The organism is Pseudomonas sp. PL-6 (assembly GCF_054110165.1).
In genome coordinates, this window is record NZ_CM134189.1 from 3,270,413 (window position 1) to 3,289,653 (window position 19,241).

Sequence of the window (19,241 nt, forward strand, 5' to 3'; positions counted from 1 at the left end):
CACTCATGGAGGAACACACATGCTCGTTATCTGGTTACTGGTTCTGCTGCTCGGCGTGGCCTACCTGGCCCACAGCCGCAGCGCCGCCCTGCCCGCGCTGGGCATCACCGCCGCCTACCTGCTGGCCATGGCGCTGCTGAGCCCGGTGCCGGGCTGGTTGCAACTGCTGCTGTGGGCGCTCACCGGTGCCGTGGCGGCCTTCGTGCTGCTGGTCGATCTGCGCCGCCAGCTGTTCAGCGGCCCGCTGTTCGCCTGGTTCCAGCGCGTGCTGCCGCCGATGTCGGATACCGAGCGTGACGCCATCGAGGCCGGCACCGTGTGGTGGGACGGCGAGCTGTTCAGCGGCCGCCCCGACTGGGACAAGCTGCTGGCCTACCCCAAGGCGCAGCTGACGGACGAGGAACAGGCCTTTATCGACGGCCCCACCGAAGAACTCTGCGCCCTGGTCAACGACTGGCAGGTCGGCCAGCAGCTGGACCTGCCGGAAAAGGCCTGGGAGCACATCAAGCAGCACGGCTTCTTCGCCCTGATCATCCCCAAGCAATACGGCGGCAAGGGTTTCTCCGCCTACGCCCACTCGCAGGTGGCGATGAAACTGGCCACCCGCTGCGGCGACCTGGCCTCCACCGTGATGGTGCCCAACTCCCTGGGCCCGGCCGAACTGCTGCTGCACTACGGCACCGATGCGCAGCGCCAGCACCATCTGCCGCGCCTGGCCAGCGGCGAGGACATTCCCTGCTTCGCCCTCACCGGCCCGCTGGCCGGCTCCGACGCCGGCGCCATGCCGGACACCGGCATCGTCTGCAAGGGCCAGTGGCACGGCGAGGAAGTCATCGGCCTGCGCCTGAACTGGGAGAAGCGCTACATCACCCTGGCGCCGGTGGCCACCCTGCTCGGCCTGGCCTTCAAGGCCTATGACCCCGAGCACCTGCTGGGCGAAGAGGAAGACCTCGGCATCAGCCTGGCGCTGGTGCCAACCGATACCCCCGGGGTGGAGATCGGCCATCGCCATCTGCCGCTGGGCGCCGCCTTCATGAACGGGCCGAACAGCGGCAAGGACGTGTTCATCCCGCTCGACTACCTGATCGGCGGCCAGGAGTACCTGGGCAAGGGCTGGATGATGCTGATGAACTGCCTGTCGGTCGGCCGTTCCATTTCCCTGCCCGCCGGCGGCACCGGTGCGGCCAAGCTCGCCAGCCTGGTCAGCGGCCAGTACAGCCAGATCCGCGAACAGTTCGGCGTGCCGCTGACCGCCTTCGAAGGCATTCAGGAGGCCCTGGCGCGTATCGGCGGCAACACCTGGCTGATGGACAGCGCGCGCATCCTCACCGCCAGTGCCGTCGACCTCGGCGAGAAACCCTCGGTGCTGTCGGCCATCCTCAAGTATCACCTCACCGAACGCGGCCGCGAGTGCGTCAGCCATGCCATGGACCTGCACGGCGGCAAGGGCATCATCATGGGCCCGAGCAACTACCTGGGCCGCGCCTGGCAAGGCGCGCCGATCTCCATCACCGTGGAAGGCGCCAACATCCTCTCGCGCAACCTGATGATCTTCGGCCAGGGCGCCATCCGCTGCCATCCCTATGTGCTCAAGGAAATGGCCCTGGCCGGGCGCGACGACAAGGACCAGGCGCTGGCCGAGTTCGATGCCCTGCTGCTGCGCCATATCGGCTTCGCCGTCGGCAACGCCGCCAGCAGCCTGCTGCTCGGCCTGAGCCTGGGGCGCTTCGGCCAGGCCCCCGGCGACAACCTCAGCCAAGCCTACTTCCGTGCCCTCGGCCGCCTGGCCGCGGCCTTCGCCCTGTGCGCCGACAGCAGCATGATGCTGCTGGGCGGCGAGCTGAAGCGCCGCGAACGCCTGTCCGCGCGCCTGGGCGATGCGCTCAGCCACCTCTACCTGGGCTCGGCGGCGCTCAAGCGCTACCACGACCTGGACTACCCGCAAGCCGTGCAGCCGCTGGTGCGCTGGGCCATGGAGGAAAACCTGTTCCACGCCGAACGGGCCCTGGCCGAGCTGCTGGCCAACTTCCCCAATCGCGCCTTCGGCTGCCTGCTCAAGATCCTGGTGTTCCCCCTCGGCCGCCGTCACCGCGGCCCGAGCGACGCGCTGGACGCCGAAGTGGCGGCGATTCTCGGCCGTCCGGCCGGCGATCCGGCGCTGGAGGCGCTGCTTGCCGGCTGCTACCGGCCGCAAGCCGAGCAGGATGCGGTCGGCGCCCTGCAACACGCGCTGCAGCTGATCGACGCCAGCCGCGATGCGCGCAAACGCCTGCAGCAGGCGCTCAAGGACGGCAGCCTGCAACCGGCCCCCGGCCAGGATGCCATCACCGCGGCCATCGCCACCGGCCTGCTCGACGGCGAGGCGGGCCAGCGCCTGCAGGCCGCCGAAGCGGCGCGCCGGCGGGTGATCGACGTCGACGACTTCGCCAAGGAGGAGCTCAAGCTCGGCCGCGGCAAGGTGCGCTAACACCCTAGCCCGGATGCAATCCGGGAGAGATGTGCAGGATTTCCCGGATTTCATCCGGGCTACGCATACAGCGACCAAGGCCCGGTGAAACGGGACAGCGGGCGCCAGGCTCTCTATACTCCTGCGCCCGTTTTACCCAACAGGAATCGCACCATGGCCAGCCACCTCGAACACCACCTCGCCCTGCTCAACCATCTGCGCGGCATCCTGGTCGCCCTGGGCGAAGCCGAGCAGGTCCTGGACGACAGCCACGCGCTGTTTCTCGAGCGCTACGACGAGCTGCTCGCCGAGCTGCCGCGCGACCCGGTGTCCAGCCAGTACCTGGGCCAGGACCTGATCAGCCAGATCTTCCATCGCTACCCGCAGATCGCCCACCTGGTGCCGCGCGACCTGCTGTGGTTCTTCGGCGGCGACTGCCTGCACTTCATGCCCGACGAGGAAATCGCCCTGTACCAGGCCCTCGACGAGCGCCGCTTCGAGGCCGAGCAGAACGACGAGCCGTTCGACTGGAACCAGGAAAAGCAGCTGCTGGCCCTGTCCACCGATAGCCCCCGGCACTGAATCGCCCTTTTCACGCGCCATCAAGGAACTGGAGTCAGGGTTGGAGCGCTACGGGCGCATTTAAAAGTACCCGTTCGAGGGCATATGATTGAGCAAGGGAGCCTACATGCAAGCTACAGCGCAGCCACGGTGACACCACACCGGGCGCGGTCAGCAGACTGGGAGGCATTACTTGAAACGCACAACTGATATGCCCGCTAGCGTCATCGCAACACTCACCTACCTGGTCAAGCACGATGCGAAGCCCTATGTGCACACCGAGGCGCTGACCGGCGACAGCGAACCGCACTATTTTGCCGAGCAGGAGGAGCGCGAGGTCACGATACACAACGGTCGTCCGTTGGCAGACAGCCTTTCTCTGGACAAGCAGGGCTTTGAATTCCATCGCCGGGATACGCTGGTCGCCGACCTCTACGACGATACCTCGGTGGAAAACCTCTACTACGACGAGGTCAAGGCCTTGATCATGGAGTTGACGGGCGCGAGTCGGGTCGTCGTCTTCGACCACACCAGGCGCAGCGACGCCGAGCGGCGGGATATTCGTGGGCCAGCCAGCCGTGTGCACAATGACTACACCGAGCGCTCGGGGCCTGAGCGTGTCCGCGACGTGCTGGGCGGGGATCAGGCCGCCGCACTGGCAGCGATGCCAGTGGCTCAGATCAACCTCTGGCGCCCGATGAGCGGGCCCGTCAAGCGCTCGCCGCTGGCCGTGCTGGACGCCTCGACGCTAGACCCCAATGACCTGCTGGCCACCGACCTGGTCTATCCGGATCGGATCGGTGAGATCTACCACCTGGCCTACAATCCACACCAGCGCTGGTACTATTTTCCGGACATGCGCCGTGACGAAGTCTTGCTGATCAAGGGGTATGACTCGCGTCACGACGGCCGCGCCCGCTTCACCCCCCACACCGCCTTCCAGGATCCCAATACGCCGCCGGGAGCCCCGCCGCGCGAGAGTATCGAGGTTCGCACCCTGGCCTTCTTTGACTAGGTACTGGTCATCTGGCGTGGCTCTCCCTGGGCGGTACTTGAGCCCCTCCCCCGCGCTTTACCAGGGATCGGCCGCCCCTCGTCGGTAGGGATTGCCCCAGGTGCCGACGACGGCTGTCAGCGGGTCGTAGCTTTCCAGCACCATGCCGCCTCATGTTGCCAGGACGAAGTTGGGCAGAACGAACTGACCGAGTTCCTCGATCACCTCGCCTGCAGGGCGTTGGCCGTACTTCAGATTGATGATCACATGGTTAACGCCGATCTCCTGCAAGCTTTGCAGCAGCGAGATCAGGTGATATCGCCCTAATTGATAGCCCAGGTGAATCGGTCGTGGCGGTGTCTGCGGGTTATCCGTCAGATCGATGTATAGCGACTGGGTGAAGGGTTTGAATAGCTCACCACATTCGGCACGAACCGCAGTGCGCCAGTTATCGACAATCAGCTGCTGCGTCTTTGGGGCGCGCGGATAACTGATCCAGCCATGACTGTAGCGGGCGATCCATTCCAGCGTCTGGCGGCTATGGCCGGTGACAAAGAAAGGAATTTCCGCCGTGGTCGGCTTGGGAATCAGATCCGCCCCCTCAAGCGTGCCGCCGGACCAGGTCAAAGGCACGAAACTGCTGCGCTGAACCTCGCGAAATACCTGAAGGTATTCGCGGAACAGACTGTCGCGTTGCTCCGGGTCGACACCGAATGCGGGAAACTCCACCGGCCGGTCACCGGAAGCCACACCGAGTAACAGGCGACCACCGCTGAGCTGATCGACACTGGTAGCGGCCTTGGCGGTGTGCAGGGGATTGCGGATTGGCAGGATGATCGAGGCGGTACCCAGCGCAATCGAGTGTGTGTGTGCCGCCATAAAACCCAGGTAGACCCAAGGATCGAAGACCTGACCCGAATCACCGAAACTGGGGTCACGTAACGGCACGTCGCGAAACCAGAGAGCAGAGAAACCCAGCTTGTCGGCACGTTGGGCCAGGCTCGCCTGGTCGAGCATGCTCGGCGTATCACCGGCAAAGGCTTCGAGGGGGAAGAAAAGACCCAGGGTCAGGCGGCCTTGGCGGTAAGTGCGCTGAAAGCCAGGTTGTCGCTGATAGGGAATGGAATTCGGAGTGAACATGCGCCCTCCTACCTATTTCAAAAGATGTTGAGGAGCTGAAAGAAATCCTTGCGAGCGGATATCAAATCAGCGTTATCAAGGCCACCCGGAACGCCGCTCAGGGCGTTTGTGATAGTCCAGGGGCGATGCGTTGCGAGGTCACCCGTTGCCCCCGCTGCAAGGCGGCGATACACGGCGAGACGGTCGACGGCGACAGAGCTATGCGATCCCGAATGAATGCTCACTGGGCGTCCCGCGCTTCTTGGTTCGGCGGTTCGATATGCTCGATGTTTCCCAGTACCAACGCTCGCCCGGCAAACAGACCACCCGCTGTTTCCAGGGCAAAACGTTCGGCATCGCGTTTGCGCACTTCGTCGGTTACCGCGTCGGCTTCGAGCTCCGACGCACCCAGCGTCAGCACGGCCTGACGGCCTAGCAGCAGGGCGGCCTCAAAGGTTTCCCGCACTATGTAGTCGGCGTCGTGCTTGACCAGCTCCAGCGCGTGTTCGCGGTCAAAGGCGCGCACCACCAACTTCACCTGCGGGCAGTAGTGCCGCGTACTTTCGACTATGCGTGTCGCGGCTTTTTTATCATCCACACAAATAATGATGGCGCGGGCGTGATGGGCACCGGCAGCCTGCAATATTTCATGGCGGGCACCATCACCGTAATAGACCTTGAAACCATAGGGCTCCACGGCGCGGATCACCTCCGGATCTATCTCGATAATGGAAAGTTTCGCTCCCTGAGCGAGGGGTGCCTGGCAGGCAATCTGGCCCACGCGGCCAAAACCGATGATGAGTACATTGCCTTGCAGATTCTGTGCGGTTTCCACACCGTCCATGGAAACGCTCTGTGCGCGGGCAAAACGTCTGTACAGCAGTAAGGCCACCGGCGTAATGGCCATGGAGAGCACCACGATAGCCGTCATATTGGCGTTGACTTCGGGACTGATGACCCTGAGCTTGAGCGCCTCGGCAAACAACACAAAAGCAAATTCGCCCCCCTGCGCCATAAGCACGGCGCGATCCAGCGCATCGCCATGGGGGCTCTTCGCGAGGCGCGCGACCCCATAAATGCACAGCGCCTTGACCAGCATCAGCGCCAGCAGACCAGAGGTGATGAGCATCCAGTTCGTGGCCACCACTTGCAGATCCAAGGCCATGCCGACGCCGAGGAAAAACAGCCCCAGCAGCAGGCCGCGAAACGGCTCTATGTCGGCCTCCAACTGGTGGCGAAAGGTGGATTCCGACAGCAGCACGCCGGCAACGAACGCCCCCATCGCCATTGAAAGCCCGCCGATTTCCATCAGCAGCGCTGCCCCCAGCACCACCAGTAGCGCGGCGGCGGTCATCACCTCGCGCGCCCGGGCTTGGGCCAATATCCGAAACAGCGGATTGAGCAGCCACAATCCGATGGCCGCCAGTGCGCCCAGGGACAGGGCGGCGATACCTATGCGCTGCCAAAGCGGTGAAGTGGGTTCATGCACCAATTCAGTGGGCGCCAGAAATGCCACCACCGCCAGTAACGGCACGATCAACAGGTCTTCAAACAGCAAAATGGACACGATGCGCTGCCCCCTCGGCTCGGTTATGTCACCGCGTTCCGAGAGGACTTGCATAACCAAGGCCGTGGATGTGAGTACAAAACCGGCTGCGCACACAAACGACACCTGCCAGGGGAAACCAAAGGCCATACCGACAAAGGTGAGCAGAAAAGCACAGACCACCACCTGCAGGCTGCCCAGCCCAAAGATCTGCCCACGCAGCTCCCATAGATGCGAGGGTTTCAGCTCCAGTCCAATCACAAAAAGAAACATCACCACACCCAGCTCGCCCACCTGAATGATGGTGTGGGGGTCATGGATCAATTGCAGTCCGAAGGGGCCAATCATCATCCCCGCCACCAGGTAACCCAGCACCGAGCCGAACCCGATGCGTTTGAGCAGCGGCACTGCCACCACGGCCGCAGCGAGCAACGTGATGACACCCAATAATTGTCCTGCGTTGCCTTCAGCGGCCATAGCCTTGACCCTCAGCCCATGTCAGGAGCGGTTACAGGTAAACGTTCGTACAGCCCCGATTTCGGGTGCTTCACCCGACCGGATGGCACGCGCGCCATACAACTTCAGCGTCGGCGCCGCAGCTGCCGCCGGTTCGAATAACAAGGCAAGTCGGCTTGCTCCCGGGGCGATCCACAGCCCCCTTTCGCCGAGTAAAAGGCCGCCGGCGAGTGCGGCGATACCGATCAAAGTCCAAACCGGCAGCGCTATCTGGCTGCTCAAGCGATGCCGTGGCCAGACTCGACGTTTGTCGCCTGGGCCACTCGCTGTCAGGCATGGCGTCCTAGGCAATGCGGTCATCGCGCTCACGCAACAGCCAGTAGGTCAGACCCAGGGCCAGGGTGGCGCCAGCCAGTGCCGCGACTTTGGCCGGGCTGACATCGGGATCCAGGACCACGAACTTGCGGGACAGCGCGATCAACCCGATCAGGATGACCGTCTTGACCTGAATGATGCTGTCACGGCGCAAGGCCACGCGCACGATGGAATGCTTGAATTCCATCGCGATCAGGAGCGTCATGATCATGCCGAACACAGTCTGGAAGATCTTGTGGTCGAGCGGGTTGAATGCATCGATGATCAGCAGGCTGAAGACAATGTGAATCAGCTGCACCAGCGACACCAGGATAATCACCGCGATCACCGCTGAAAGGATGATGGCGACGGCCTGCTCGAAGCGTTCGTAAAACGTCATCACCGCCCATTCACGACGGAGTCGTTCGAGTGTCGTCCCGGTCTGATTGCTGTTGCTCATGCGCCACTCCTTCAGAAACAGGCCATTCCTACGAGAAATCGCGGTCGCTGCGCCTCTTGCGCCAGCCCAGGCCTTCGTCCATGCCGAAGCGCGTGAACATGTCGCGGGCGATGTCGGCAGCCGCGCCAGGTCGTCACGACAGGAGGTCGCGCAGCCAGGTGCTCCACCCCGCGCGCGCAGGGAACGTCGTACTTGGATAGGCCGGGCTCGACCCGAGAGGTGCCCGGCGCATCAAAGAGAAAGCACGGGCTGCCCGTCTCGAATGTTCAGGATCAGGGCAGCCCCGCGCTTCATGCTTTACCACTTTCGGACTTCTTCTTGCGCGCCCCCTTGCTCGGCTCCTTGGACGAGCCCGGCGGTTGCGCAGATTCGGCGGGAGCTTCGGCGCTGGCCGCAGCGGCTGGCTTGCGGTCGAAGGCGACCCGCTCCGCCTTGTCGTCCCAACGTGCATGGGCGTGATCGCCCTTGCCGATGCCACCGCCGAGCATCTCGCGCGCCAGTGCCGTTTCCAGCTCGCTGCGAATCAGTCGCTTGAGCTCGCGAGCGCCGAATTCGGGCTTGTAGCCTTCTTCCGCGAAGTGATCGACCAGCGTCCCATCGAACGTCAGCGTCACGCCCTGGCTTGCGGCACTGCGGGCCACGCGATCGAGTTGCAGGCCGACGATGTGGCGGATCTCCTCCCTGCCCAGCGCATGGAAGACGATGAGCTCGTCGATGCGGTTGAGGAATTCGGGGCGGAAGTGCCCGCGCAGCACGTCCATCACCTCTGCCTTGGTCTTTTCGTACTCCTCGCCGGCCGCTCCGCGCGCCTTCAGCCGGCGCTGAATGATGTCGGATCCCAGGTTGGAGGTGGCGATGATGATGGTGTTGGTGAAGTCCACCACGCGACCCTTGCCGTCGGTGAGCCGCCCGTCGTCGAACACCTGCAGCAGGATGTTGTAGACGTCGGGGTGGGCCTTCTCGATCTCGTCGAGCAGCAGCACGCTGTAGGGCTTGCGACGGACCTTCTCCGTGAGCTGGCCGCCTTCGTCATAGCCGACGTAGCCCGGCGGAGCGCCCACCAGCCGCGCCACGGTATGACGCTCGCCGTACTCCGACATGTCGATGCGCAACAGGGCGCCCTCGTTGCCGTAGACGGATTCGGCCAGCGCCTTGGCGAGTTCGGTCTTGCCGACGCCGGTGGGGCCCAGGAACAGGAACGTGGCCACGGGCTTGCTGCCTTCGCGCAGACCCGCGCGCGACAGCCGCACCGCATCCGCCACCGCCCGTACCGCCTCGTCCTGCCCCACCAGGCGCTCGTGCAGCCGCTGCTCCAGGTGCAGCAGCTTCTCGCGCTCCTCCACCGTCAGCTCATTGACCGGGATGCCGGTCAGGCGCGAGACGATCTGCGCCACGTGCTCCGCCTTGACTTCGGCGCTGCCCGAGCCGCGCTCGCGTTCCCAGTCCTCGACCTGCGTCTTGAGTTCGGCTTCCTTGGTTTCGATGCGCTTGCCGACCTCCGCCGCATTGTCGTATTGCTTGCGGGAAGCCAGGTAGTCCTGCTCCCGGCGCAACTGGTGCAGTTCGGCCTCCGACTCCTGCACCGCAACGGGGCGGGCCGTCGCCGACAGCTTCACGCGGGCGGCAGCCTGATCGAGCAGATCGATGGCCTTGTCCGGCAAAAAGCGCGCGGTGACGTAGCGATCGGACAGCTCGGCGGCCGCGATGATCGCGTCCTCGGTGATGCTGACCTTGTGGTGCGCTTCGAAGGTATCGCGCAGGCCGCGCAGGATCATGATGGTCTGCGCCACCGTTGGCTCGGGCACCATGACCGGCTGGAAGCGCCGCTCCAGCGCGGCGTCCTTCTCGATGTACTTCTGGTACTCGTTGAGCGTCGTCGCGCCGATCAGGTTCAGCTCACCGCGCGCCATCATCGGCTTGAAGACGTTGGCCACGTCCAACCCGCCTTCGCCGCCGCCCTGGCCGGCACCCACGATGGTGTGCACCTCGTCGATGAAGAGGATCATCTCGCCCTGGTGCTCGGAGATCTCCTTCAGCACCTTCTGCACGCGTTCCTCGAACTCGCCACGGTACTTCGCGCCGGCCACCATGGAATTGATGTTCAGCTCGACCAGGCGCTTGTCGCGCAGCGTCTCGGGCACCTCGCCAGCCACCATACGCTGTGCCAACCCCTCGACGATGGCGGTCTTGCCCACGCCAGGCTCGCCGATCAATACGGGGTTGTTCTTCTTGCGCCGCGCCAACACCTCGATGGTGGTTTCGATTTCCTGCGCGCGGCCGATGACCGGATCCAGCTTGCCCGCATGGGCCATCTTGGTGAGATCGCGCGAATACTTGTCGAGCTCCGGCGTATTGGTCGGCGTCTCGGCGCGGCCATCCTCCGCACCTTTGCCGACCACCTTGTTTACCTGCTGACGCAGGGCCTGCGGCGTGAGGCCATAGCGGCGCAGCAAGTTGGCGGCCAGCCCTTCGCCCTCTTCGGCCAGGCCGATCAGGAAGTGCTCGGGCCCGACGTAGGAGTGTCCTAATTCATTGGAGGCGACGAAGGCGCGACTGAGCGCATCCTTCACCCGTGGCGACACGCCGATCTCGCCTTCAAACGGCTTGTCGCCGCGCTTGGCTTCGGCTTCGATCTGGCGCTTGAGGTCATCGACCTTGATCTTGAACTGGCTCAGGATGGTCTTGACCACGTCGCTGTCGGCCAGCGCCAGCAGCAGGTGTTCCGTATCGACTTCGGAACGACCAAAGTCCGCGGCACGCTTGGCGGCTTCCTGCAACAGGACCTCGGAGTGTTCGCTGATGCGGCTGGCCAGCCCGCTGCCGCGACGGCGCGGCGTGCCAGATGCTGTGGAGGCTGGTTCGCCAAACGACGCATCGACTACTTCATCGGCATCGGCTGCAGCCGGTGCCGACTCTTCTCCGATGCGGAAGAAATCGCTGCCCAGAAAATCTTCGAACAAGCCGCTGCGCGAGCCGAAAAGGGCTTCCAGCGGGGAAATGGCGCGTTTTTGCTGGCGCACCAGTTGGCGGTAGTGATCGTCACACAACAGCATGGTGGTGCGGCGACCATTGAGATTGGCTTCCACCCGCGCGGTGGCGGGTTGGCCGCAGATTTGGCACTGTTTCCTGGCCATGCGGACGCTCCTCGGGTCATTCGGATGACGAGGTGCAGCAGGCCGCGGCACCTCGTCTCCCGGTTGGATTTCGTGGCGACCGCAAGGGACTTTCCGAGTTAGCTGCCAATCGGAATCGAACGGCCGTGCTTAGGTGCACTTGCTTCGCGCTTCGAATCCTGGTTGGCATCGTCAGGCAGGTTCAGTGCACGCTGGAAACTGCCGTAGGGGCGTTCGACACGAGGGAAGCCGCCTTCCTTCTTCTCCAGCTCCTGGCGCTTTCACCTCGCACCATCGGCAGGTCGTTGTCGGGCGTGATCTGGAAGTCCTTTTCTTCGACACCGGGAACGTCGAAGGACATCTTGTACTGCTTATTGGTTTCCTGAGAATCCAGCGCCAGCTGCAGCATGCCTCGCCAGTCGAACGGCAAGCGCGGCACGGCAAGCGCCAGAAAACCAAATCCAGCCAAGCCCAAGGGGACTGTTGCAATACTTGACAAAGTCTGCGCTTGGCAGGCTAGAAGTCAAGCGACTTATCTAGCTCAGAAGGCGGGCGCGGATTCAGCTCCCGAGTGCTCCATCATCGTCGAACAGCACACACCAGGCACCGGCGGCATCCCTGTGCCAGACGGAACGGAAGCTGCTGTGCTGGAAGCGTGCCGCGAGCGACTGGCCACCCGCTGGTTGGCGTGGAAGCACTCGACGGTGCGCGCCGTTAGGGCGCCCAGGGCAGCAGGTTCTTGTCGAGGATGCGCGTGCTTTGCCGCCCGTCCTTGAGGTCCAGCCTGCGGTGTGCGAGCCAACTGTTCTCCATGGCCGAACGGACAGCCCGGAGCTTCTGCTTCCGTTCGATCCTGGCGGATATCGCCAAAGAAAGGCCGTCAACGTCAGGGGGGATAGTCTGCGCCGGTGGGGCGGGCCTGCCGGACGGTGACACCTGCAAGTGCCATGAACGAACTCCTGAACAAGAGTCCGGACCCGATGCTTTGCCTCGCCGGCCGCACTCCTCCGGCAACCATCCGGAAACCACGCCCCCCGTAGAGGTGGACTTTGAACACCTGGCCGGGGGCAGATTCCGCTAGCTATGGCTGAAACGAAAAAAGGGCCGTAAGGCCCTTTTTTCAACGATCTTCAGACTGTGCTGGATGCCTGAAAATCATAATTTGGAGCGGGAAACGAGACTCGAACTCGCGACCCCGACCTTGGCAAGGTCGTGCTCTACCAACTGAGCTATTCCCGCAATACAACTTGGTACAGAAAATGGCGTCCCCTAGGGGACTCGAACCCCTGTTACCGCCGTGAAAGGGCGGTGTCCTAGGCCACTAGACGAAGGGGACCTTGGAACTTGGTTGCCCGCCTGCCGCAGCAAGCCTGGCGAATCTGGAGCGGGAAACGAGACTCGAACTCGCGACCCCGACCTTGGCAAGGTCGTGCTCTACCAACTGAGCTATTCCCGCATGTACAACCCACTTCCCCATGGAAAGTGGCGTCCCCTAGGGGACTCGAACCCCTGTTACCGCCGTGAAAGGGCGGTGTCCTAGGCCACTAGACGAAGGGGACGCAGCCCGGAACTTACAACAGCTTTTCCGGCTTCCCTCGCTCTGTTTCGAGCATTGCGCTGGAAGTGGCGCGCATTCTAGGGAGGCTTTAGGAGGTCGTCAACCTCTCTCTAAAAATTTTTCAAAATCAAAGACTTCAGGCCATAAATTGACGTGGCACTAGGAGCCTTGCAGCCAAGCCACTACACTCGGACGAAAAACCAGCACTCGAGAGGTTCAAGCAGTGTCCCCACTCGTGATTACCCTGCTGATAGTCGGAGGCATCGCGCTGCTGATCGTGATCGCCTACGTCAATCACATGGTCGAGAACAGCAAGCTGGAAAAAGCCCGGCAGAAAGCCGATCTCAACGACCGTATCCGCCGCTGCCTGGACGTCTCGGAAAAGATGCCCGGCCAGTTGATGAGCGCAGCGTTGAAACTGCTGCTCAGCCGCCTGCAACTGCAACTGAGCGAGCGCCTGCTGCCGCTGGACAAGGGCAACGTCGGCCTCAAGGGTCGCATCGATGAACTCAAGGCGCTGGTGGCCCGGGGCGAGTCGATCCCGGTGAACAACGCCCCGCAACCCATCCTCAACGAAGCCAAGGCCAAGGACGTGCGTTACCTTCTGGAAAACCTGCACGCCCTGATCACCGGCTCGGCGCAGATCGGTCTGCTGCCGGCCAATGAAGGCAAGCACTGGCTCCAGCAGATCCGCCAGATGCTGGTGCAGCTGCATATCGAGTTCTTCGGCAACCTCGGCCAGCAGGCCCTGCAACAGAACCAGCCGGGCCAGGCGCGCCTGGCCTTCGAGCGCGGCGCGCAGTACCTGCGCAAACAACCGGAACCGGCGCTGTACCAGACCCAGCTCAAGCACTTCGAACAGCAACTGGCGAGCGCCAACGCCCTGGTGCTGGACAAGGTGCAGCCCTCGGCCGATGCGCCCAGCGAGCTGACCGAAGGGCTGAAGAACCTGGATGACGACGACTGGAAGAAGAAGAATATCTACGACTAGCGTCTGCCGAGCGATCCGCCGTACCCCATAAGGAGTTCCGATGAGTCTGACCGTCTACGGGGCGCCGCTCTCCCCCTTCGTCCGCAAACTCTGCCTGTGCCTGCTGGAAAAGGGCCTGGACTACCAGCTGGAGGTCGTCACCCCGTTCGGCCAGCCCGACTGGTACCGCGAGCTCAATCCACTGGGGCGCATCCCGGCGTTTCGCGACGGCGACCTGACCCTGGCCGACTCCAGCGTCATCTGCCAGTACCTGGAGGAGCGCTACCCCGAACACCTGGCCCTGTACGGCGAAGGCGCGGCGCAGCGCGCCCAGGTGCGCTGGCTGGAAAAGTACGCCGACTACGAACTCGCTCCGCTGTGCACCTTCGGCGTGTTTCGCAACCGCACGCTGAAACCCAGCCTGGGTCAGCCCTGCGATGAGGCCAAGGTGCAGGCCACGCTGGAGAAACTGCCGGGGCATTTCGACTATCTGGAGGGCGTGCTGGGGGACGCCGAGTACCTGGTCGGCGAGCGCCTGTCGATGGCCGACCTCGCCCTCGCCTGCCAGCTGATCAATATGCAACACGGCGGCGAGACGCTGGATGCGGCGCGCTGGCCGCACCTGGCCGCACATTACGCCCGGATCACGGCGCGCGCCTCGGTGCAGCAGCTGCTGCCGCGCGAGTTGCGCACCCTGGAGAAGATCCGCGCGCGTTGATCGGTGGACAAGCTGCGCGTTGTCCACCCTAATCGACTACCCGACTTAATCCTCAGTAGCTCGGATGCAATCCGGGGCTGCCTGGCGACTCAACAATCTGTCGCCGCCAGAAAGATCGCCGCCAGCGCCTCGATGCCGGCCTGATCGACCTCGCTGAAACGCCCGGTCAGCGGACTGTCCAGGTCCAGCACGCCGATCAGCCGGCCGTCCTTGATCAGCGGTACCACCAGCTCACTATTGGAGGCGCTGTCGCAGGCGATATGCCCGGCGAAGGCGTGCACGTCCTCCACCCGCTGGGTCTGCCGGCTCGCCGCCGCCGTGCCGCACACGCCGCGCCCGAAGGGAATGCGCACGCAGGCCACCTTGCCCTGGAAGGGGCCAAGCACCAGTTGCTCGCCCTGGGCCAGGTAGAACCCGGCCCAGTTCAGGTCGGCCAGTTCGTGGAACAGGAAGGCGGAAAACTGCGCGGCGTTGGCGATGAAGTCGCGCTCGCCGGCGAGCAGCGCTTCGAGTTGCGCCGCCAGCAGGGGGTAGCCGTCCAGCCCGGAGCCGGTCTGGGAAAGGTCGATCATGCGTCTTGCTCCAAGAGTTGCAGCCCGACCCAATGCCGGGCGAATTGAAAGGCGCAGCGGCCGTTGCGGTTGCCGCGGCCCAGGGCCCAGCGGATCGCGGCCTTCTCCAGCGTCTCGCTCCATTGCCAGCGCAGGCCGGCCGACGCCGCCTGCACCTCGACCCAGTGGCGCACCACGTCGAGGTAGTGTTCCTGGCTGAAGGGGTAGAACGACAGCCACAGGCCGAAACGGTCGGACAGGGCGATCTTGTCCTCCACCGCCTCGTTGGGGTGCAGCTCGCCGTCGATCATCTGCCAGTTCTCGTTGTCGCTCTGCTTCTCCGGCATCAGGTGTCGGCGGTTGGAGGTGGCGTACAGCAGCACGTTGTCCGGCGCGCGCTCCAGCGAGCCGTCGAGCACGCTCTTGAGCACCCGGTAATCGCCCTCGCCGGCCTCGAACGAGAGGTCGTCGCAGAACAGCACGAAACGCTGCGGCAGGCGCGCCAGCTGCTCCACCACCCGCGGCAGGTCGGCCAGGTGATCGCGTTCGATCTCGATCAGGCGCAGGCCGGCCGCCGCATGCTCGGCGAGCAGCGCGCGCACCAGCGACGATTTGCCGGTGCCGCGCGCGCCCCACAGCAGCGCGTGGTTGGCCGGCAGGCCGGCGACGAACTGGCGGGTGTTGCGCGCCAGCTGCTCGCGCTGGGCGTCGATGCCGAGCAGGTCGTGCAAGCCGAGGTCGAGGCTGACCGCCAGGGGCTGCAGGAAACCGCTGCGGCCGTCGCGCTGCCAGCGCGCGGCCAGGCTCCGGTTCCAGTCCAGTTCCGCCCGCACTGCGGGCAACAGGGGTTCGAGGCGCGCCAGCACCTGCTCGGCACGCGCCAGAAAGCTCTGCAATCGGGAATCCACGCTCTACTCCTTTTGCGCAGGGCCGCACGCTGCGGGCTCTGCCGGTCCGGCGCCGCTATCGGCTATGCTTGGCAGGCGCCACGGATCAGAGACCACGCCCGCCGCCATGGATATATCGCTCACCCATCGCCTGTCGTTCCGACAGGCCGGCCTGACCGTGCTGGTGGCGTTCATCCTCGGCACGCTGCTCAGCGTCACCCAGGTGGCGATCGATTATGCCAGCGAAGAGGCCTCCATCAACCGCGAGATTCGCGCGCTGCTGGAAATCAGCCACAACCCCGCCGCCCGTATCGCCTACAACATCGACGCCGAACTGGCCCAGGAACTGGTGCTCGGCCTGCTGCGTTCGCCGGCGGTGACCCGCGCCGAACTGATCGACAACAGCGGCCTGGTGCTGGCCAGCGTCAGCCGCCCGCGCAGCGAGAGTCGCTACCGGGTGTTCAGCGACAGCCTGTTCGGCGCCCAGCGCCAGTTCCAGGACCCGCTCTACGTCGCCCACGCACCCAACGAAGCGCTCGGCGAGCTGCGCCTGGAGGTGGACACCTACGCCTTCGGCAGCCACTTCCTGCGCCGCTCGCTGCTGACCCTGCTGACCGGCTTCGCCCGCAGCCTGCTGCTGTCGCTGATCCTCCTGGTGCTGTTCTACTTCATGCTGACCAAGCCGCTGGTGGGGGTGATCCGCGCGCTCAGCGAGCGCAACCCGCAGGACCCGCAGCATCGCCCGGTGCCCTGCCCCAAGGGCCACGAACGCGACGAGATCGGCACCCTGGTCGAGGTGACCAACCGCCAACTGTCGAGCATCGCCCAGGAAATCGAGCAGCGGCGCAACGCCGAGGATCGCCTGACCCAGTACCTGGCCGAGCTGGAGAATATCGTCTCGGCGCGCACCGCCGAGCTCAAGGCTGCCAACGCCCGCCTCAGCCAGTCCAACCGCGAGCTGGAACTGGCGCGCACCACCGCACTGAACATGGCCCAGGCCCGCTCGGCCTTCCTCGCCAACATGAGCCACGAGATCCGCACCCCGCTCAACGGCCTGCTGGGCATGCTCGCCCTGGCCCTGGACGCCCCGCTCAGCGCCGAGCAACGCCAGCAGCTGGGCATCGCCCACGATTCCGGCAAGGTACTGGTGGAGCTGCTCAACGACATCCTCGACCTGTCCAAGTTCGAGGCCGGCCAGCTGGAGCTGGAGCAGATTCCCTTCGACCTCGGCGTGCTGGCCGAGGAGACCGCCAGCCTGCTGTCGCAGAACGCCGCCGGCGCGGTGGAGCTGACCTGCCTGATCGCCCCCGACCTGCCCGCCCAGGTCGTCGGCGACCCGACCCGGGTGCGGCAGATCGTCAGCAACCTCTTGTCCAATGCGCTGAAGTTCACCCGCTTCGGCCGCGTCGACCTGCAGGTATCGCGCAGCGCGGACGGCGTGCGCATCCGCGTGCGCGACACCGGCATTGGCATCGCCGAAGACGCCCAGGCGCGCATCTTCCAGCCGTTCGCCCAGGCCGAGGTGGGCATCACCCGCGAGTACGGCGGCACCGGCCTCGGCCTGGCGCTGACCCGCCGCCTGTGCGAGGCCATGCACGGCAGCCTCGGCCTGCAATCGAAGGAAGGCTTCGGCAGCGAGTTCTGCGCCGAGCTACCGCTGCCGGCGCATGCCGAGGCGGCGGCGCAACCGACCCTGCACGGCCGCATCGTCGCCCTCACCCCGGCCAGCAGCGGCCTGCACCAGGTGCTCAGCCAGTGGCTGCCTGTCTGGGGCCTGCACTACCGGCGCCTGGACACCGACGCCAGCCTGCTCGGCGTGGACGCCGACCTGCTGATCAGCGACTGCCCGGAATGCCTGCTCGACCTGCGTCCAGCGCTGAACACGCCGGTGCTGCTGGTCACCGCCTACGGCAACTTCCTGCCCCTTGATCAGGCCCAGCGCCTCGCCCCGCTGCAGCAGATCGCCCGCCCGCTGGCGCGCGCCGGCCTGCTGCAGATGCTCCGCCATATCCTCCACAGCGATGCGCCGAGCGCCGGTGGTACACCCCACGCCCAGGCGCCGAGCGAGCGCTCGGCGCGGGTACTGCTGGTGGAGGACAACCCGGTCAACCAGCTGGTGGCCAAGGGCATGCTGGCCAAGCTGGGCTGCCAGGTGCTGGTCGCCGGGCATGGCGGCGAAGCCCTGGACCTGCTGGAGCGCGAGGCCGTCGACCTGGTGCTGATGGACTGCAACATGCCGGTGATGGACGGCTATGAGGCCAGCCGGCGGATTCGCCGCAACGGCCGCTGGCCGGACCTGCCGATCGTCGCGCTGACCGCCAATGCGCTGTCCGACGAGCGTGAACGCTGCCGCGCCGCCGGCATGAGCGACTACCTGGCCAAGCCCTTCCGCCGCGAGGAGCTGGCCGCCCTGCTCGATACCTGGCTGCCGGCCGCGGTCACGCGTTGAGCGCTGCGGCTGGCGCGCAGGACCTGGGCGGCCCCGCGGCACCCCCTAGGTGCCGAGTCGGCTCAGCAGGCGATCCAGGCGCTGACGCAAGCCGTCCAGCTCGGCCAGCTCCTCGCCGCCGAACTGGCACAGCAGCTGCGCCTTGAGCGGCGCCACCCGCGCCTGCAACGCTCTGCCCGCCTCGCTCAAGGCCAGGTGCACCTCGCGCTCGTCGTGGGCGGCGCGGCGGCGTTGCACCAGGCCCATCTGCTCCAGGCGCTTGAGCAGCGGCGTGAGGGTGCCGGAGTCCAGCTGCAGGCGCTGACCCAGGGCCTTCAGCGTCGGCTGCTCGGGCGCCTGCGCCTGCCATTCCCAGAGCACCAGCATCGCCAGGTACTGCGGGTAGGTCAGGCCCAGCGCGTCGAGCATCGGCTTGTAGGCGCGGATCACCGCACGCGAGGCAGCGTAGAGCTTGAAGCACAGCTGGTTGTCCAGCTGCAGTTGGGCGCTATCGAAAGCGGTCATTTGAGCAGGGCTTCGATCTCGCTGGAGAGCTCCTCCGGCTTGGTGGTCGGGGCGAAGCGCTTGATCACCTGACCGTCCTGGCCGATCAAGAACTTGGTGAAGTTCCACTTGATGCCCTGGCTGCCGAGCAGGCCGGGGGCGCGCTTCTTCAGCTGGACGAACAGCGGATGGGCATCGGCGCCATTGACGTCGACCTTCTTGAACAGCGGGAAGCTGACGCCGAAGTTCAGCTCGCAGAACTCGGAAATCGCCCCCTCGTCGCCCGGCTCCTGCTTGCCGAACTGGTTGCAGGGAAAGCCCAGCACCACCAGGCCCTTGTCCTTGTACTGCTGCCAGATGCTTTCCAGGCCCTTGTACTGCGGGGTAAAGCCGCACTTGCTGGCGGTGTTGACCACCAGCACGGCCTTGCCGCCGAAATCGGCGAGGGTCTTCTGCTCACCCTTGATGGTGGTGACCGGGATATCGAAGAGTGCGTTGCTCATGGGAGTCGTCCTGAAGTGGGCTGGATGTGCCAAACAAAATAGCGAGCAATTAGATTGCGTGCAATTTAATTAC

At 64.8% G+C, this 19,241-nt stretch carries 14 protein-coding genes, 4 tRNA genes and 1 pseudogene; 6 read left to right on the forward strand and 13 right to left on the reverse strand.

Translation table 11 applies throughout. The features are described from left to right. Positions 1 to 19: 19 nt before the first annotated feature. From ACW9UL_RS13865 to ACW9UL_RS13875, 3 genes are all read left to right on the forward strand, one after another. Positions 20 to 2,467 carry an acyl-CoA dehydrogenase gene (locus tag ACW9UL_RS13865; RefSeq protein ID WP_457787361.1) on the forward strand — a complete coding sequence of 816 codons (2,448 nt, stop codon included), beginning with the start codon at positions 20 to 22 and terminating at the stop codon, positions 2,465 to 2,467. A gap of 153 nt (positions 2,468 to 2,620) precedes the next feature. Further along, positions 2,621 to 3,028, forward strand: a complete 408-nt coding sequence (locus ACW9UL_RS13870; protein ID WP_021441642.1) for a PA2817 family protein — start codon at positions 2,621 to 2,623, stop codon at positions 3,026 to 3,028. A gap of 172 nt (positions 3,029 to 3,200) precedes the next feature. Beyond that, complete coding sequence (locus tag ACW9UL_RS13875; protein WP_457787362.1) at positions 3,201 to 4,022, forward strand: CmcJ/NvfI family oxidoreductase; 822 nt, start codon at positions 3,201 to 3,203, stop codon at positions 4,020 to 4,022. 150 nt (positions 4,023 to 4,172) lie between these two features. Here the strand turns inward: ACW9UL_RS13875 and ACW9UL_RS13880 are convergent, their stop codons facing one another. From ACW9UL_RS13880 to ACW9UL_RS13920, 9 genes and pseudogenes are all read right to left on the reverse strand, one after another. Beyond that, entirely contained in the window at positions 4,173 to 5,141 is a 969-nt protein-coding gene (locus ACW9UL_RS13880; protein WP_021441644.1) for an LLM class oxidoreductase, read from the reverse strand. 220 nt (positions 5,142 to 5,361) lie between these two features. Further along, positions 5,362 to 7,143 (reverse strand): monovalent cation:proton antiporter-2 (CPA2) family protein, encoded by a 1,782-nt coding sequence (locus ACW9UL_RS13885; RefSeq protein ID WP_457787363.1) that lies wholly within the window; start codon positions 7,141 to 7,143, stop codon positions 5,362 to 5,364. A 322-nt stretch (positions 7,144 to 7,465) separates the two neighbouring features. Beyond that, the gene (locus ACW9UL_RS13890; protein ID WP_021441646.1) at positions 7,466 to 7,936 is read right to left on the reverse strand and encodes a phosphate-starvation-inducible PsiE family protein; all 471 of its coding nucleotides are present in this window, start codon (positions 7,934 to 7,936) and stop codon (positions 7,466 to 7,468) included. A gap of 290 nt (positions 7,937 to 8,226) precedes the next feature. Then, complete coding sequence (clpK, locus tag ACW9UL_RS13895) at positions 8,227 to 11,070, reverse strand: heat shock survival AAA family ATPase ClpK (protein ID WP_457787364.1); 2,844 nt, start codon at positions 11,068 to 11,070, stop codon at positions 8,227 to 8,229. A 98-nt stretch (positions 11,071 to 11,168) separates the two neighbouring features. Then, a pseudogene (locus tag ACW9UL_RS13900) lies at positions 11,169 to 11,512 on the reverse strand (Hsp20/alpha crystallin family protein); the annotation flags it as partial. Positions 11,513 to 12,212: 700 nt separating this feature from the next. Next, positions 12,213 to 12,288: transfer RNA gene (locus ACW9UL_RS13905), tRNA-Gly, on the reverse strand. A 21-nt stretch (positions 12,289 to 12,309) separates the two neighbouring features. Further along, positions 12,310 to 12,385 (reverse strand) — tRNA-Glu (locus ACW9UL_RS13910). A 44-nt stretch (positions 12,386 to 12,429) separates the two neighbouring features. Then, positions 12,430 to 12,505 (reverse strand) — tRNA-Gly (locus ACW9UL_RS13915). A 27-nt stretch (positions 12,506 to 12,532) separates the two neighbouring features. Next, positions 12,533 to 12,608 (reverse strand) — tRNA-Glu (locus ACW9UL_RS13920). Positions 12,609 to 12,830: 222 nt separating this feature from the next. On the opposite strand from ACW9UL_RS13920, the gene ACW9UL_RS13925 reads away from it, so the two are divergent. Together ACW9UL_RS13925 and ACW9UL_RS13930 are read left to right on the forward strand one after the other, a co-directional pair. After that, a complete protein-coding gene (locus ACW9UL_RS13925; RefSeq protein WP_457787365.1) occupies positions 12,831 to 13,598 on the forward strand; it encodes a hypothetical protein in 768 nt (255 codons plus the stop codon). Positions 13,599 to 13,638: 40 nt separating this feature from the next. Continuing rightward, entirely contained in the window at positions 13,639 to 14,295 is a 657-nt protein-coding gene (locus ACW9UL_RS13930; RefSeq protein WP_457787366.1) for a glutathione S-transferase family protein, read from the forward strand. A gap of 89 nt (positions 14,296 to 14,384) precedes the next feature. Here the strand turns inward: ACW9UL_RS13930 and msrC are convergent, their stop codons facing one another. Next, positions 14,385 to 14,867, reverse strand: a complete 483-nt coding sequence (gene msrC, locus ACW9UL_RS13935; RefSeq protein WP_457787367.1) for a free L-methionine (R)-S-oxide reductase MsrC — start codon at positions 14,865 to 14,867, stop codon at positions 14,385 to 14,387. Continuing rightward, a complete protein-coding gene (locus ACW9UL_RS13940; protein WP_457787368.1) occupies positions 14,864 to 15,754 on the reverse strand; it encodes an ATP-binding protein in 891 nt (296 codons plus the stop codon). The genes msrC and ACW9UL_RS13940 overlap by 4 nt, the downstream gene beginning before the upstream one ends. A gap of 106 nt (positions 15,755 to 15,860) precedes the next feature. Between ACW9UL_RS13940 and ACW9UL_RS13945 the strand changes: the two genes are divergently transcribed. Continuing rightward, positions 15,861 to 18,182 carry a hybrid sensor histidine kinase/response regulator gene (locus ACW9UL_RS13945; protein ID WP_457787369.1) on the forward strand — a complete coding sequence of 774 codons (2,322 nt, stop codon included), beginning with the start codon at positions 15,861 to 15,863 and terminating at the stop codon, positions 18,180 to 18,182. Between the two features lie 45 nt (positions 18,183 to 18,227). On the opposite strand, the gene ACW9UL_RS13950 is transcribed toward ACW9UL_RS13945, so the two are convergent. Together ACW9UL_RS13950 and ACW9UL_RS13955 are read right to left on the reverse strand one after the other, a co-directional pair. Then, positions 18,228 to 18,686, reverse strand: coding sequence for a MarR family winged helix-turn-helix transcriptional regulator (locus ACW9UL_RS13950; protein ID WP_021444510.1), 459 nt, complete (start codon positions 18,684 to 18,686; stop codon positions 18,228 to 18,230). Continuing rightward, entirely contained in the window at positions 18,683 to 19,168 is a 486-nt protein-coding gene (locus tag ACW9UL_RS13955) for a glutathione peroxidase (RefSeq protein WP_021444509.1), read from the reverse strand. The genes ACW9UL_RS13950 and ACW9UL_RS13955 overlap by 4 nt, the downstream gene beginning before the upstream one ends. Positions 19,169 to 19,241: the final 73 nt, after the last annotated feature.

Coding starts and splice junctions, on each gene's coding strand:
- msrC (WP_457787367.1), bottom strand. CDS start 14,867: ATGATCGACCTTTCCCAGACCGGCTCCGGGCTGGACGGCTACCCCCTG.
- ACW9UL_RS13955 (WP_021444509.1), bottom strand. CDS start 19,168: ATGAGCAACGCACTCTTCGATATCCCGGTCACCACCATCAAGGGTGAG.
- ACW9UL_RS13890 (WP_021441646.1), bottom strand. CDS start 7,936: ATGAGCAACAGCAATCAGACCGGGACGACACTCGAACGACTCCGTCGT.
- ACW9UL_RS13885 (WP_457787363.1), bottom strand. CDS start 7,143: ATGGCCGCTGAAGGCAACGCAGGACAATTATTGGGTGTCATCACGTTG.
- clpK (WP_457787364.1), bottom strand. CDS start 11,070: ATGGCCAGGAAACAGTGCCAAATCTGCGGCCAACCCGCCACCGCGCGG.
- ACW9UL_RS13930 (WP_457787366.1), top strand. CDS start 13,639: ATGAGTCTGACCGTCTACGGGGCGCCGCTCTCCCCCTTCGTCCGCAAA.
- ACW9UL_RS13945 (WP_457787369.1), top strand. CDS start 15,861: ATGGATATATCGCTCACCCATCGCCTGTCGTTCCGACAGGCCGGCCTG.
- ACW9UL_RS13865 (WP_457787361.1), top strand. CDS start 20: ATGCTCGTTATCTGGTTACTGGTTCTGCTGCTCGGCGTGGCCTACCTG.
- ACW9UL_RS13950 (WP_021444510.1), bottom strand. CDS start 18,686: ATGACCGCTTTCGATAGCGCCCAACTGCAGCTGGACAACCAGCTGTGC.
- ACW9UL_RS13870 (WP_021441642.1), top strand. CDS start 2,621: ATGGCCAGCCACCTCGAACACCACCTCGCCCTGCTCAACCATCTGCGC.
- ACW9UL_RS13880 (WP_021441644.1), bottom strand. CDS start 5,141: ATGTTCACTCCGAATTCCATTCCCTATCAGCGACAACCTGGCTTTCAG.